The organism is Actinacidiphila sp. bgisy160 (assembly GCF_965342435.1).
GTDB lineage: Bacteria > Actinomycetota > Actinomycetes > Streptomycetales > Streptomycetaceae > Actinacidiphila.
On sequence record NZ_CBDRCM010000002.1, the window covers coordinates 17,973 to 31,902 of the forward strand.

Here is a 13,930-nt window from a genome sequence, read left to right on the forward strand (position 1 = left end):
CCCCTCGAGAACTGTGTAGACTTGTGCCCGCTGCCGATGCCAAGCTGTCTCGGCAGCCTGCCGCCTTAGCTCAGTCGGCCAGAGCGACGCACTCGTAATGCGTAGGTCAAGGGTTCGATTCCCTTAGGCGGCTCGAAGAGGCCCAGGTTCCATCATGCGGAACCTGGGCTTTTTGTCTGGACGCCCGCGATCCACGTGCGTCAGACCTTGACGACCTCGATGCCGGGTCCACAGAGCAAGGTGATGTCCTCGGTGTCGGAGGTGAGGACGGTGACGGGTCCTTGCGCTGAGCGGGCGGTAGCCGCGAGGACGGCGTCGATGGCGTACTTGTGGCCCCTGAGTCGGTGCTCGCGCAACAGCGCCGCGGCTTGGTCGGTGATGTCCTTGGTGACGTCATGGACGTCGATCCGGGAAAGCACCCATCGGATGCGGGCGGGGTGAATGCGTTCGTAGTCCGCCTCAAGCGTGGTCATCGCGGTCGTGGCCACCCGAACGCCTTCTTCCGCGGCTGCCTGGACGAGGGCCAGAACGGCGCGATTCTTGAGGTACAGCTTGGACAGGCCCTCGCTGTCCAGGAGGAGCGTGCCGGGCATCAGGCCGCGGCACCGCCCGCGTCACGTCGATCGCGGCGCAGTACGGCACGGGCTGCTTCGACTTCATCGCGGGACAGCGGGTCGTTGTCGGTCTCGAAGTCGGCGACGATCTCACGGAGCTTGTCGATGGCCACACGCTGCTCCAGCGCCTCGGCCACATAGGCGGAAAAGCCGCCGGGGCCCACGTGGGCGCGTACGGCCTCGGCGAGGTCCTCGGGGAGGCTGACGGAATACTTCTTGCTACCGCTCATGGTTCACATCCTACCGAAGGTAGGAACATTCCTTGGGTGCGTTAAGGCGAGGGTCGGCCCGGCGAGGTCTGTGGCGGCGCGGGAGCCGGACGAGCGCTGTCCTTGCATTTGCCGACTCGATACGTGGCCCACTGTGTCTGCTGTTGATGCGAGCCTGTCATGTTGCCGACAGCGGCGCGAAGCGAGGCCGAGGGGATGCGCGACCTCTTCGACGGAGGGTCGGTATGTGCGGGAAACTGACGGTATGCCGCCCATCGCATCCTCCCCCGCCGTGGCCGCGCGCATGAGTCGCCAGGCATCGCGTGACACCTCGATGGAGCTCGCAGTCCGCCGCCTGTTGCACGGCAGTGGGCTGAGGTACCGCGTCCACGTTCCCGTGCCCGGTATGTCCCGCCGGACGGTGGACATCCTGTTCGGCCGGACGAAGATCGCCGTATTCCTCGACGGCTGCTTCTGGCACGGCTGCCCCGAGCACGCAACGCATCCCCAGGCGAACAGGGAGTGGTGGCGGACGAAGCTCGAGCGCAACATCGCCCGCGACCGTGAGACGACGGACCACCTGATTGCGGCCGGTTGGACCGTACTCAGGTTCTGGGAGCATGAGGCGCCCGAGGCGATCGCGGAGCGGGTTTACGCCGAGGTGAAGGCGAAGCGATCCGCTCAGCGCTGACCTCCGAGGCCACAGGTCCCATCGCTGACAGCAAGGTGCCGGGTAAGGAGAGTCCTTACCCGGCACCCGCCCTGATAGGGGCTGAGGCATGCGACGCCCAGTGGCACCGGATTCGGCCGCCCAGGGGAGCGGACCGAGGGGTCCGACGAGCTGTCGTCGAACGTGCCGCAGAGCCCGTGCCACGTTGCCGTCTCCGTGGCGAACGCCGCGCCCATACCCGTCACAACGACGCTGATGTCACTGCCCCAGGACGCCCTCGAAGTAGCCAAGTCGAGGGTCGTCGGGGGTACCGACGAGCAGGGCGCGGTCGAGCAGAACATTGTTGTGTTCGCAACTCGTTTCCGGAAGCATCACGCAGGAGTGACAGGCCGCCAGGTTGATGCCACCGGCGCCGGACACTTCGGTCTCGATGCAGAGCGGATCCGAGGAACACCATTCGGCACGACGGACCGCCGAGCGGACCGCCCGATCGAGCACCTCTGGTTCGCCCTGAGCTACCAGACCACCCAGACTGCCCGCAGAGTCGCTCGTCGCTGTGTAAACGAGTACCCCGGCCATGTCGTCGGCGGCGTAAAGCCGCTCGCGCAGGGCTGCGGCCGGATAACCCGCCTTCAGGCTCCACTCGTTGATGAGGACGTGGGCCAGCGTGTGCAGCAGCACCATGCGAGGGGTGGCAGGAGAGGGGACGATCCGGCTGGGGTCGTCGGCCCGGTGCTCCAGCAACCGCTGGTGGGCGGTACGCATCCGATCGACCCGGGCCGCCACCGCCATGGTCTTCTCCCACGCGCCGAGTCGGTCCTCGTCCAGGCGGAGGAAGACTCCTTCGCCATGTACCTCCATGGCCGGAAGCCAACGCAAGGGACGCTCGGACAGCGGCATTTCCGCGGAATCGGTCGACGACTCGGCGTCGACGAGCCGAGTGAACGCCTTCACGGCGCGGACCTCGCGAAGTTTCTTGACCAGCATCGGGCCGGTGACACCGAGCGGATCGAGCACGCTCTGGTCGCCCAGCGGGGTCTCGCAGACGAATTGCTCGTTGTGGGACTGCTCGCTCTCGTCGTTGCCCGCACGGAGACGCTCGTACTCCTTGTTGCGCAGGGCACGGTAGCGGTGGTCGAAGGTAGGGGCGGACTCACTGTCGGAGTCCTCCTTGCGCTCCGCGTCGAGGAGCGTCATCACCTCGTCCAGTGGTACCGGACACTTCCCCTTGAAAACGCCATCGAGATAGATTTTGACGTGCTCGCGCTCGTCGTACCTGCGGAGCGCGCCCCAATGCTCGGCGAGGGGATCCGCGCGGCCGTCGCTCCAAGGCGGGATGGAAAGTGCCGACTTCAACACCGGCTGCCATACCGCCGACGAACCACGTTGCAACGTGCGCAGCGGCAGTCCGCACTCCTGAGCAAGGGCGGACGCGCTGAGCCACGGACGGGTGCCCCGACACTTGAGACCCAAGTCCTTGAGTGAGCGCCTGCGGAAGGAGCCCTCCATGGAGACCTCGGGAGCCTGCCCACAGGTGCAGGAGATCAGGATGGAGCGGAGCGATGAAGTGCGCCCGGTTGTAGTCATCTTGAGCTTCCCACCGCACTGCCCCGCAGATGTGGCACCACGGTCCGCGGAACGATGCACCCACTGCCAGTACGGAAACTCGCCGAGGTGTCCGGCCTCGCAGGCGACGACAAAGCGGGAGGGGACCAGGTCGACCTCGCACGCACCGCAGACACTTCGCCCGGCGGGCGGATTGAAGTCGCGGTGCCGTTGCAGGTCGTTGCACTCGGGGCAGGAGTGCATCATGGGGAATCGGCGGACGCGGAGACCGTCCCTGCTGGTGTCGTCGGAAGCGGGTGGCAGCCGGAAGTAGTCGACCTCGAGCACCCGGGCCAGGCGTCGTTCGTGGATCCGCGGGGACTCGTCACGGTTCCAGCTCTGCTCGGCCTCGTCGAGGCCCGAGACGATGAAGGACTCGTGGTCGACGGCGATGAGCGAGCCGACGCCGTACGTGGTGATCGCCTGAGCGCGGCGGACCGCACCACGCCGCAGCAGGTTGTGGGCGGGGCCGGCGCCGCTCAAGCCGGTCCGGCGACGGCGGGCGGGGGGCGGTGTCATCGGGTTGCCTCCATGAACAGGGCGGTCTCGGCGTCGACGTCGCGCAGGCTCCACAATGTGGACCATGCCTCGGCGTCCTGGGACTCGTCGTCGTACGCTTTCAGGAGCGAAGGGGATCGGCTGCCCCTCTGAGGCTCGAAGAGCAGGCCGTTGTGGATCTCGGCTTCGGCGCACCACCAGTCGACGAACTCGTCGAAGGCCCGGGACACGGCGTCGGTCTCCTCCCGGGTGACCGCCTCCACGCGCTCCAGGAGGATCGACTTGATGCGCCCCCGGAGTACGCCTTCGTACGACTCGACCTGGCCGGCCCCTTCATTGGGGCGAGCGGCGGGGATCATGATGCGGGTGAGGGCGACGATCACTGCGTGGAGGCCCCGGTCGCGGGCGCGGGCGGAGAACGGGGTGACGGACGTGGACTCGACCTCTCGGTACAGCGCCGAGTGGAAGTGCTGGAAGGTCTCGTAGTGAGAACGATCCCGGGACCGGGTCGAGTTGAGCATGACCGCGACCAGGCCGGGGTGCGCTCGGCCGACCCGGCTGGTGGCCTGGATGTACTCGGCGGTCGTCTGCGGCTGGCCCATCACGGCCATGAGGCCGAGGCGGTCCACGTCCACGCCGACCGCGATCATATTGGTGGCCAGGAGAACGTCCACGGTGTCGTTGTCGGGCAGCCGCTTCTCTATGCCCTTGAGGCGGGTGGGGATCTCGCTGGCGTCGATCCGGCTCGTCAGCTCGGAGTAGTTGGCGACCGACCGGGCAGCCACTCCCTCGCGCTCGGCCAGCAATTCCAGGTACGCCACCACGTCGTCATGGACCTGGAGTTCGGCCGCCGACAGCACCCGAAGGCTGTTGAAGTATCCGACGAGACTCCAATAGGCGTCGCGGACCTCATCATCGGTCTTCGCCTGCTTGGCCCTGTGCAGCAGGGTGGCGTACGTGCGGATCAGGAGGGTGGATTGGCTGGTGCCGGGGGCCAGGAGGCCGACATAGCGGCGGCTCGCCTTCTCCTCGCGCGGTGTCTCCACCGCGAACCACGAGTCGCGGGCATCCAGTCCGGCGGGAGGGAACTGCCGTACGTCGCGGGCGAAGAGATGGCGTCCTTGCTCGGCGGCGCGACGGATGGTCGCCGTGGAGGCGATCACCTTGGGGCGATCGGCGAGTGCGTCGACCGCGGTCTCGTAGAGACCCGTGAGGGTCCCCAACGGCCCAGATATCAGGTGTAGTTCGTCCTGCACGATCAGTTCCGGGGGAGGGGTGCCGCCGTCCGGGTCGTGGTCGCGGTTGAAGAGCGCGGAGGTCGCGGGACGCCAGGGCATGGACGCGAACTTGTCGACGGTGGCGATCACCAGGGTCGGCCGCGCGTCGTACACCGCCTCGTCGACCAAGTGGACGGGCAGGCCGTCGGCGAAGTCGCAGTCCGCGCCCGGACAGCGGACACGCATACGCTTGGCGTCCTCGTCGACCTCATAGTTTCGTGCGTCGAGACGAGTTCCGCACCAGGGGCAGGCATGCAGCTGGACGGGATTCTCGGTGGCGAGGCGCTTGCCGAGATTCCTCTGCAACTCGTCGAGCTTCAGACCTGCTACGGCCAGCGTGTTGGGGGTGGCCGATCGTCCCACCCACATGCCGACGGAGAACTCCTCACGGCCCAACTCGGGGGTAGTGCGCCGCATCTGCTCCATGGCACAGAGCAGGATCGCCGCGCGCTCGAACTGCTGGAGGGTGAGCAGCCGCAGCGTGTACCGCATGAGGACGGTGACGCCGCCGCCGTCCGCGCCGTTGCGGATGCGGCGCAGGAAGGACGTGAGGGCGATCAGCCCGAGGTAAGCCTCTGTCTTGCCACCACCGGTCGGGAACCACAGAAGGTCGGAGATCTGTCGGTCGCGATGTGCAGGTTCGTCGATGCCGGCCAGGCACAGGAGAACGAACGCGATCTGGAAGGGACGCCAGCGACCGGCGGCCGGGTCGGGGGCGCCGACACGTCCGCCCTTCACCCAGGCACTACGGGCGCGTTGATCGGCCATGGCGTGATTGGCGAGTCGGAACGCCCTCATCAGATCGGCCTTGGTCCGCAGCAGCTCGATGCCTTCACGGATTCGGGCGAGCGCCTCCCGGCAGGCCGCCACCTGCTCCCGAGCGGGCTTCTCGTGGGGGCCGCCCGTCAGCGCGTCCGCCTCGGCCGACTTGCCGTCGATCCAGTGCTCGTACCCCGTGGCGAGTCCTTCCAGAGCGGCCAGGACCTCGGCGTCGGGCCGATCGGCCAGCCCCAGCATGGACAGCGCCGAGCTGTCGATCTCCGGGTTGGAGTCGGTGAGCAGCACCTCCACGGAGGGCACGAACTGGGTCCGCACCTCGGAGACAGCGGGGATTTCAGCTTCGGTCATACCGATCGGCTGCGGAGTCCAGTCCCACTCGGCGGCGCAGCCGTGGCCGACCGCGAAGGTCGGGGCGTGGCGGTGCAGCAACCGACTGGTGGCGACCTCCGGGTCGTGATCGGCGGCTGGGGCGGGACGCTCGACGAACGCGCTGGAGCCGTCGGCGGCCCGGACCCTCAGGCCGCACTGGAACAGGGAGAAGGCGTCCTGGAGATCCCACTCCCCGACCTTCTGCGTGTTGATCAACGTGACCGTGATCGTGACCGTGCCTTCGGTCGGGTCTCGACGCCGGACGTTGACGTGCAGCGCGGCTTCCGGGGACAGCGTGATTCTCATCCTCGGATCAGGCCGGGTGACGTCGATGGTCTGGTCAGGGAGAGCAAGTTCCTTGCGCTGCCACCGCTCCCGCTGGTCGGCGGTGGTACGGGCCTCGGCACGGCGGGCAGGGACACGCTTGCCGGCGGCGTCGGTGGGCTCGTAGACGGCCGCACGGGCCGAGACCAGGATCGAACCGCTTATGGCTGGGCGGACCGCGAAGGTGAGACCCATGGAGGAGGGACGCCTGTCCCCCGAGGTGCCGACCTCCTGTGTGCCGCCGGACTCCTCGGCGTCCTCGCGGGCGATCAGGGGCGCGGAGTCCAGGTCTTGCCGTCCGTGAGCGTCGTCGTCCTGCCGCTCCTTGGCCGCCCTGTCCGCGGCAAGCGGATACAGCACACCGGTCAGATATCGGTCGATCGGCGCGTCCTGGGTGAGGATCTCGTCCCGGCCGTCCGAATCGAGGTCCTCGGCGGGACCCAGGAGTTCACGACGGAGCCCCGCCAGCAGTTCCTCGTCCCGGACCCGGTAATGCTCGGAGTGCCGGCCTGCCACCTGCGTCATGCGCGCTGCTCCTCGTAGTTGTCGGCTCTCCGGTACCGTCCGATGCCGGTGATGCGCGGGACGATCCACACGCCTCGCTCCCCGAGACCGGCGTTCGCGCCGGCGGCGGTGCTGCCCGTCACGGTCTCCAGAGTGTCGATCCGTAGACCGTGGATCTCGTCGGGCCACCAAGGGTCCCAGGCGCGGTTCACCTTCTGCACCTGGAACAGCTCCTCGCGAAACCTCTGTGAGGCCTCGCCGATCTCCCGTCCTTCATGCACCAGGGCGTACGGCGGGCTCTCCGTCTCGCCCAGAGGCAGACCGTGGCGCTTGCGCAGCAGCACCTCCTGACCGGGACGAACCTGGTCCAGGAGATACGTCTGAGTGGCGACGGCGTCCGTCTCGTGGCCGGGCGGGTCATCCCGGTTCACGTCGCCGGGCTCGGCGACGATCCCGTACCTGTCGTACGACCGCCACGACCCGAGGTAGCGACGACCGTGGTGCCGGCCCCCCGCCCTCCTGAAGATCGGCAGTTCGGGAGGGGCCACGTGGTACAGGTCGTGGCGGGCACGCGTCATCGCCACGTACAGGGCGCGGGCCTCGGCGGGTAGGTCCAGCTCGTCCCGGTACCGCTTGTGGAGCTCGGCAAGGGTCGGTGGCGTCAGGACGATCACCCGGTCGAATTCCAGGCCCTTGGCCCGGTGCACCGTCGAGACGACGACGTTGGCCGTCTCCGGGTCGGACGCCTCGTCGGGGAATCCGCCTTGGGCGACCGCCCGGCGCAACCGGTCCAGATCCAGAACACCGCGTCCCGCTCCACGAGCGGCGCGACGCAGCACCGTCCACAGGGTGCCGGCGTCGGGTTCGTACGGGAGTGGGATGTTCGCGAGGAGCGAACGGAACCGGTCCTCGGTGAGGGCACTCGCCTCCGTGCGGCGCAGCAACTCGGCCACCCAGTACGGCACCGGACGCTCCTCCAGCGGGCGTCGCAGTCGGTGGTCGATGCCGTGCGTGTGCAGCAGGTCGGAGATCACGAGAGCCTGCTGGTTGTCACGAGTGAGGACGGCGCATGTGTCGGAGAGGTCCCGCAGGCCGTCCAGGGTGAACTCGTCGTCCAGGCCCCCCATGCCGTTGGCCGGATCCAGGGCGAGGTCGCGCAGTTCGTCGTAGAGCGTTCCAGCCTCGTCCGGATCGTTCAGCCGCTGGAGCCGGGGTCCGAGCCCCAGAGCGACCCGGGCCTCGGGGGTAGTGGCCCGGAAATTCCGGGTGAGGTTCAGCTCCACCAGGTCGTCGGGGTAGGAGCAGCGCAGCCAGTCGAAGAACCGGCCGGTCTCGTCCGCGCGTTCGCCCAGGTCCTGGATCTGGAAGCCGTACACGGACTGGGCGGCATCGCCGACGACGGTGAAACCGCAGCTGTCCTGGTAGCGGTCGAGAAGCGTCTCCACCAGCTCGCGGCGCCCACCCAGCAGGTCTTGCACCTCGTCGATCACGACATGGGCCGGCGGGACCGCGTCACCGATCTCCAGCGCACCCTTCTCGATCGCGTGGGTCGCGCCGGCGATCCGCTCGTCGAAGCCGACCCTTCCCCAGTCTACGTCCGGGTGTGCCTGGAGGAGCACCTCGTAGGCCCACGCGTCGAACGTACGGGCCCGCACTCGGTGGGCCGCCTCTCCGTGCCGAGAGATCCGCTCGCGCAGCTCCCGGGCAGCCGCTCTGGAGAAGGTGAGCACCAGGATTTCAGCGGCTTCCAGGGCCTGTTCGGCGTCCTCGTGACCGCACAGCGCGTCGAGTCGACGTACCAGGGTGTGGGTCTTTCCGGCACCGGCGCCTGCGCTGACCAGGACGCGAGCGTCCCAAGGCTGCTCGACCACGGCCAGTTGCTCGTCGGTGAGCGGGGGGCTGTCCTGGTAGGCGTCGCTCACTTCCGGCTCCAGAGGTGTTCGAACTCATTGAAGGCGAGGTCGGTGTCGAAGTTGGTGATGTTGTCGCTGATGTTGAGGATCAGACAGCTTTCCTTGCCACCGTTCCGCGGTCCGCGCAATCCGCGGCCGATCATCTGCTGGTACACATTGGTGCTGTAGACCGGCCGGGCCACGACCACGGCACGCGTGGCGGGAGCGTCGAATCCCTGGGTGAGCACACCGTAATTGGTGAGGACCCGGATACGTCCGCTGCGGAAGTTCTCTATGCGTGTACGACGGTCCTGTGCACTGGTCGTCGAGTCCACGGCTGCTGACCGGACACCCCGGTCGTTGAGTATGGCCGCGAGGTACTTGGCGTGGTCGACAGAGGTGGCGAAGAGCAACGTCGGCCAGCTGCCAGGAAGATCGGCTATAGCGTCGACGATGCGCCGACTGCGCGCATGGTCGTCGGCGAGCCGCTGTTCCGCGGACCGGGAGAGCATGGCCATGCGTTCGGCGTGTGTCTTCTCGTCCCGGGTGAGTTCGATACTGCCGCCTTCAAGGGTGCGATGCTCGACCTGCGCCAGCATCCCCCAGTCCTGGAGATCGCGATACGGGTCACCCGAGGGGAAGACTCCTTCGTCGAGGCGTCGATTGCCGAAGCGGCCGGCCAGCCGGCGGGTCTCCTCCTCGTTACGGTTGCGGAACGGGGTGGCGGTCAGGCCAAGTAGATGCCGCCCCGTCTCGTATTGGGTGAGTCCCAACTGGCTCAGAATCTCGGTGTATCGCTTGGAGACGGCGGTGTGCGCCTCGTCCACGATGACCAGCACGGCCTGACGCAGCCAGGCGTACTGGTCGGTGCCGAGGCAGCGCTCCAGCTTGGCGTCGGTGGCGACCACCAGGTGCGGGTGATCGACGACATCGCCGACCTCGTTGGTGCTCCACAGTCGACTGACGGTCAGCGGCCGTTCGGCCCCGACCTTGCTCCAGACGAACTTCCAGCTCTGAACGGCCTGCTCGCACAATTCCTCGGTCTGTGCGATCCACAACAGGGGGCCCTTGAGGTCGCCGACCCGCTTCACCCAGCGGATCACGGCCTCGGCGGTGACGCGGGTCTTGCCGGCGCCGGTCGGCAGCGACAGCATTCCGCGCTGGGGGGCCAGACGGTCGAGCATGGTGGAGATGTTCCGGACCAGGTCCTCCTGGTACTCGTGAAGCCTTGGGAAATCCCTGGGGCCTTCGATGGTCTCGAACGGAGGCGGGGACGGAGTCCTCGAGCCGGCGAACGCGACAGGCAGCCTCAGCTCCGAGACGAACGCGATGGCGGCCGGCGAACCGCCGTACGAGACCGGAGCGTTGGGGAAATGCGCCTGGATGTCCCGAGCATGCTGTTGTAGCACCCCGTCCCCGTGAGCGTTGAACGCCATCTGCGCTATCCGGCGCCCGGACGGCTCCACCCCGTCGGTCGCCTGCAGCTCGGCCTCCATCAATCCCTCAGGGAGGCCGGTCCGGAGAGCGTCCGCACCGATCAGCAGCTCGATCTTGGTAACCACGTCCTCAGCCTCGCGCACCGTCTTCTGCGCCGCCTTCAGCTCGCTGTCCCGAGCCATACGGTCCTGGTGCTCCAGAACCGCACGGCAACCTGCAGCACCGAGGCCCAGGCCGAGCTCGCGGTCGATGAGGCGGAGCATCGGTTCGGGGTCCAGAGGAAGGCGGACCTTGACGGTGCTGTCCTGGCGCACGGCGTCCAGGGGGGAGGCGTGCGTGCCGTTGGGCGTACGGGTGACCTCCTCCAACTCACTGCACCGTTGCACCATGCTGTTACGGTTCCCGCTGTTCAGACGCTGCCGCAGGGCGGGGAACAACTCGACCAGCGGTACGGGGTCACCCTCCGGCACCTCGCGGGTCTCCCGGCTGATCACGTCGGCGTAGCGGAGCATGCCCCACTTCTCGATCATCAGTTCGGCATCGTCGGCGGTCGGCACGAGCAGCGCCGGGAGCTGCTCGGCGCGCAGCGCCTGGTACTGAGCGGCTCCGACGGCGACGGTGATCTCACCGTCGGGCCGGGTTCCCCAGGCGTCGCCGATCCGACATCGGGTCAGGGTGTCCTCGGGGAAGTCCGCACCGAATCTGGTCAGCATCACGTAGGTGGCGCCGACGAAGGAGTCGTCCTCGCTACGGGTCACCTCGTCGAGGAGCGCGTCCCAACGGTCGGCAGGGACCTCGTCGACGGTGGTCGGGAGTCGCAACCTCCGAGCCTTCTCGGGGGAGATGTCGGCGACCGGTAGCACATCCCGGTAGCCGGCGAGCTGGGGTCCGACGGCCTCCTTGAGCGGCTTGATCCCCTGGGAGGTGGCGATGGTGCCGAACTTCCTCAGCATCCACCGGATCGGCGAGAGCACGGCCTGTCGGGTGCTGGTCTGTGCGCCTATCTGGCGCGTCCAGTTGTCCACCACGGCGTCATCGGGCAGCACTTTCAGGAAAGCGGCGCGGGATTCCTCGGAGAGGGCGCGGAAGAGGTGGAGCGGGCCGCCGATAGCGGCACCCTCAACCTTCATCCGGTTCAACGCCGGGCGCGGGGCGCTAGTGTCCAGGCGGCGCAGGTAGGCGGCGTGGAGCGCTTCGCGGTACTCCTCGAACCACGCCTCACCCTCCTGCGGCCGGAACCCGCCGGTCGGCCGTTCGCGCAGACCGACCTGAGAGAAGAACGCGGTGTCGTCGGAGTGGAAGGTCATGTCCACAGCGATGCTCGGGTCGCGCTTCGCGTCGGCCACGACGCCCGGCAGCATGCAGTCCTCGACCGGCCGGAACCGACCGTCGGCAGTCCGCACCCGAAGCGTCGAACGTGCCGCGGGCACGCGCTCCAGAACCTTGTGCGTCAGGCGACGGATCCCCGCCTGACGGAACAGCTCCCAGAAGCGCTCCCAGTCCGAATGGCTGTAGTGGTCGAAGCCCTGATCGAGGACACTGTCGAACCGTCCCTCGACATCGGCCTCCCGGATGCCCAGGACACCGAGCGCGTGAGCCAGCGATGGGTCCTGGGCGAGTTCGTCGACCACGTAGACCAGGGCCTCGCGCAGGCCGCCCTGGTCGGCGCGCCGGAACACTTTCCCGTGCACGGGTGCGACGAGACCGTGCTCCTCGGTGAGCACGATGTGGGCCTTCCGGGCCTCCTCGGCATAGGGAGAGCCGTTCTCGATCATTTCGGCGAGGATGCGAACGGCCACCGCCGACGCCTCAGGGGTGCCGCTCTCGACCAGCGCCTCCAGCCATTCGCGGACATCGGTCCGCTCATGCCCGGCCGCGCTGATGATGTGCTCGACCTTTCCGGAGCGTAGGGCATCCGCCTCGGCACTCGGGTGAAGCCAGTTCGAGGGGCGCCCGGAGCACTCATGCCACATCCGCAGCCAGCGGGACAGTTTCTTCAGGTCCTTGTCGAGGCGCGGGTGGATCTTCAGCGTCGTCGGGACGCGCAGGACGCCGTCCTGGTCGGGCAGCGACGGCCGGTCCGCGGTGCGGGCCCAGATCTCCCGGGTCAGGAACTCGTCGGCCCAGCTGATCGCCTCCTTGACTCGGCCCGGAAGCAGAGGGAGATAGGCGGCCGGGTCCTCGGCGGGTGCAAGGGCATGGAGGGCGTTGACGACCAACTTCGCCGACACCCGGATCATCTCCTGGTTGAAGGGGGAGGAGTCGAGGAGATTCTGGCGGTCCTCGTTCGTCTTCCAGGCGCCGTTGAGGATGCCGCTCAGCGACATCTCGTACTTGGTCGGGAAGAAGGACCAGAACTTGCCGCGGCCGCGTGATCGCGGGCTGACGTACAGACCGCTCTCCGGGTCCTTCTCCAGGGCGGGGACGCCCCAGGCGAGTTCGAGGGAGATCCGATCGTGCAGTTCTCCGGCGTCTGCGCGGGCGCTCGGACCAGGTTCGTGGGTGGTGGTGAACACGCGCCACCGTTCGGTGGCGACGGCCTTCCCGGTCCGTTCCTCGGCCACGGTGTGCAGGTCGCCGGTCTGCTGGGCGGTCAGTGTCCGACGGGCCATGGGCCGTGGCCGGCGGTCCTCCAGCACGACCTTCGCGACGTGCGGCGAGAAGAGTTGGAAGCCGACCGGGAATTCCTCGCGAGGCTCGCCGTGGTCCTTGGCACGTCCCCCGTGCATGTCCCGGCCCAGCCGGTCATCCGCCTTCGGGAGCAGGGGCAGACGAACGACGGTGGTGGCCCAGTTCAACAGCTCGTTCAGGACGTGATCGGACGCTCGCTCGGCCTGCACGTCCAGAGGACGAGCCATCCGCAGCACAGGGGCGTCGAACTTCGGGCCGTAGCGCTCCGTCACGCCGGGCACGGCCCTGATCTGCTCGTACGACCACGCGCGGTCGAATCCGAAACTTCCCGTGCTGCTGAAGAATTCCGGTGCGTCGGTCACCACGAGAACCGATTTGACGCCCACCCCAAAACGCCCGATCTGGCCGCCACGCTTCTTCGACATGCTCATCCGGAGAATTGTCTCCGCGCCTTCTGAGGTTACCGGATTGCCCTCGTTCGCACAGTACAAATGGGTCTCTGTGAGGACGACCTGAACTCGCCCACCCGACGCGCCGGACATCTCATCTGCCGCGTTCTGAACGAGCTCGAAAAGCTGACGGTCGCCATATCCGCCCTGGGTGATTCGGCGCTCTCCATTGGCATGTTCGGCTACGAGGCCGGGGTCCACAGCATAAGTCTGCAGGACGCGAGAGGATTGTTCGAGAACGGTTTCGGTTACCGAAGAGGACGAAGACGGCACTGCTTCTGCGCTCCTGGGTGTCAAAGTTCCGGGCGAAAGAGTGAATGGTGAGCCGGCGACCGGCTTGTCGGCTGGCCCGTGTCGTCGTGGCGCTGTGCGTCATCTTCCACAGCGTCTTCATGAAGCGGAGGCATCAGGATGAATTCGTCGGTTTTGTTGCGAGACCGAGACTTCGGGCCCGACGCGCTGCATCAGTGCGGGAGAGCAGCCCCGTTCGGGTCGTCCGGCAGCTCCTGGGCCACCTTCGCCAGTACGGGGAACCTGATGGTGAAATCTGCCTGGGACATGTCGTGTCTGTGAAGGATTGCCAGGACCTCGACCTTGCTCTCCGCCGTCTTGATATCCAGCTCGAATGCACTCGAATCCCGAAATGAGTCCAATGATTCACTGTCCTGCTC

The 13,930-nt window shown here is 67.4% G+C and carries 7 protein-coding genes and 1 tRNA gene; 2 read left to right on the forward strand and 6 right to left on the reverse strand.

Annotated features, from left to right (window positions below; all coding sequences use genetic code 11):
• Positions 1 to 59: 59 nt before the first annotated feature.
• Positions 60 to 133: transfer RNA gene (locus ACRWNP_RS02750), tRNA-Thr, on the forward strand.
• 67 nt (positions 134 to 200) lie between these two features.
• On the opposite strand, the gene ACRWNP_RS02755 is transcribed toward ACRWNP_RS02750, so the two are convergent.
• Together ACRWNP_RS02755 and ACRWNP_RS02760 are read right to left on the reverse strand one after the other, a co-directional pair.
• Complete coding sequence (locus ACRWNP_RS02755; protein WP_431959246.1) at positions 201 to 593, reverse strand: type II toxin-antitoxin system VapC family toxin; 393 nt, start codon at positions 591 to 593, stop codon at positions 201 to 203.
• Complete coding sequence (locus tag ACRWNP_RS02760) at positions 593 to 844, reverse strand: hypothetical protein (RefSeq protein WP_431959248.1); 252 nt, start codon at positions 842 to 844, stop codon at positions 593 to 595. Before ACRWNP_RS02760 ends, ACRWNP_RS02755 begins: the two co-directional genes overlap by 1 nt.
• Before the next feature lie 283 nt (positions 845 to 1,127).
• Between ACRWNP_RS02760 and ACRWNP_RS02765 the strand changes: the two genes are divergently transcribed.
• Positions 1,128 to 1,514, forward strand: coding sequence for a very short patch repair endonuclease (locus ACRWNP_RS02765; RefSeq protein ID WP_431959590.1), 387 nt, complete (start codon positions 1,128 to 1,130; stop codon positions 1,512 to 1,514).
• A 237-nt stretch (positions 1,515 to 1,751) separates the two neighbouring features.
• Here the strand turns inward: ACRWNP_RS02765 and drmB are convergent, their stop codons facing one another.
• The 4 genes from drmB to ACRWNP_RS02785 are packed head-to-tail and all read right to left on the reverse strand — an operon-like array spanning position 1,752 to position 13,532.
• A complete protein-coding gene (gene drmB / locus ACRWNP_RS02770) occupies positions 1,752 to 3,617 on the reverse strand; it encodes a DrmB family protein (protein WP_431959249.1) in 1,866 nt (621 codons plus the stop codon).
• Positions 3,614 to 6,871, reverse strand: a complete 3,258-nt coding sequence (locus ACRWNP_RS02775; RefSeq protein WP_431959250.1) for a helicase-related protein — start codon at positions 6,869 to 6,871, stop codon at positions 3,614 to 3,616. Before ACRWNP_RS02775 ends, drmB begins: the two co-directional genes overlap by 4 nt.
• On the reverse strand, positions 6,868 to 8,772 hold the full coding sequence (locus ACRWNP_RS02780; protein WP_431959251.1) for a UvrD-helicase domain-containing protein: 1,905 nt from the start codon (positions 8,770 to 8,772) through the stop codon (positions 6,868 to 6,870). The genes ACRWNP_RS02775 and ACRWNP_RS02780 overlap by 4 nt, the downstream gene beginning before the upstream one ends.
• A complete protein-coding gene (locus tag ACRWNP_RS02785) occupies positions 8,769 to 13,532 on the reverse strand; it encodes a DEAD/DEAH box helicase (protein ID WP_431959252.1) in 4,764 nt (1,587 codons plus the stop codon). Before ACRWNP_RS02785 ends, ACRWNP_RS02780 begins: the two co-directional genes overlap by 4 nt.
• Positions 13,533 to 13,930 lie beyond the last annotated feature (398 nt).

Coding starts and splice junctions, on each gene's coding strand:
- ACRWNP_RS02760 (WP_431959248.1), bottom strand. CDS start 844: ATGAGCGGTAGCAAGAAGTATTCCGTCAGCCTCCCCGAGGACCTCGCC.
- ACRWNP_RS02765 (WP_431959590.1), top strand. CDS start 1,128: ATGAGTCGCCAGGCATCGCGTGACACCTCGATGGAGCTCGCAGTCCGC.
- ACRWNP_RS02755 (WP_431959246.1), bottom strand. CDS start 593: ATGCCCGGCACGCTCCTCCTGGACAGCGAGGGCCTGTCCAAGCTGTAC.
- drmB (WP_431959249.1), bottom strand. CDS start 3,617: ATGACACCGCCCCCCGCCCGCCGTCGCCGGACCGGCTTGAGCGGCGCC.
- ACRWNP_RS02775 (WP_431959250.1), bottom strand. CDS start 6,871: ATGACGCAGGTGGCAGGCCGGCACTCCGAGCATTACCGGGTCCGGGAC.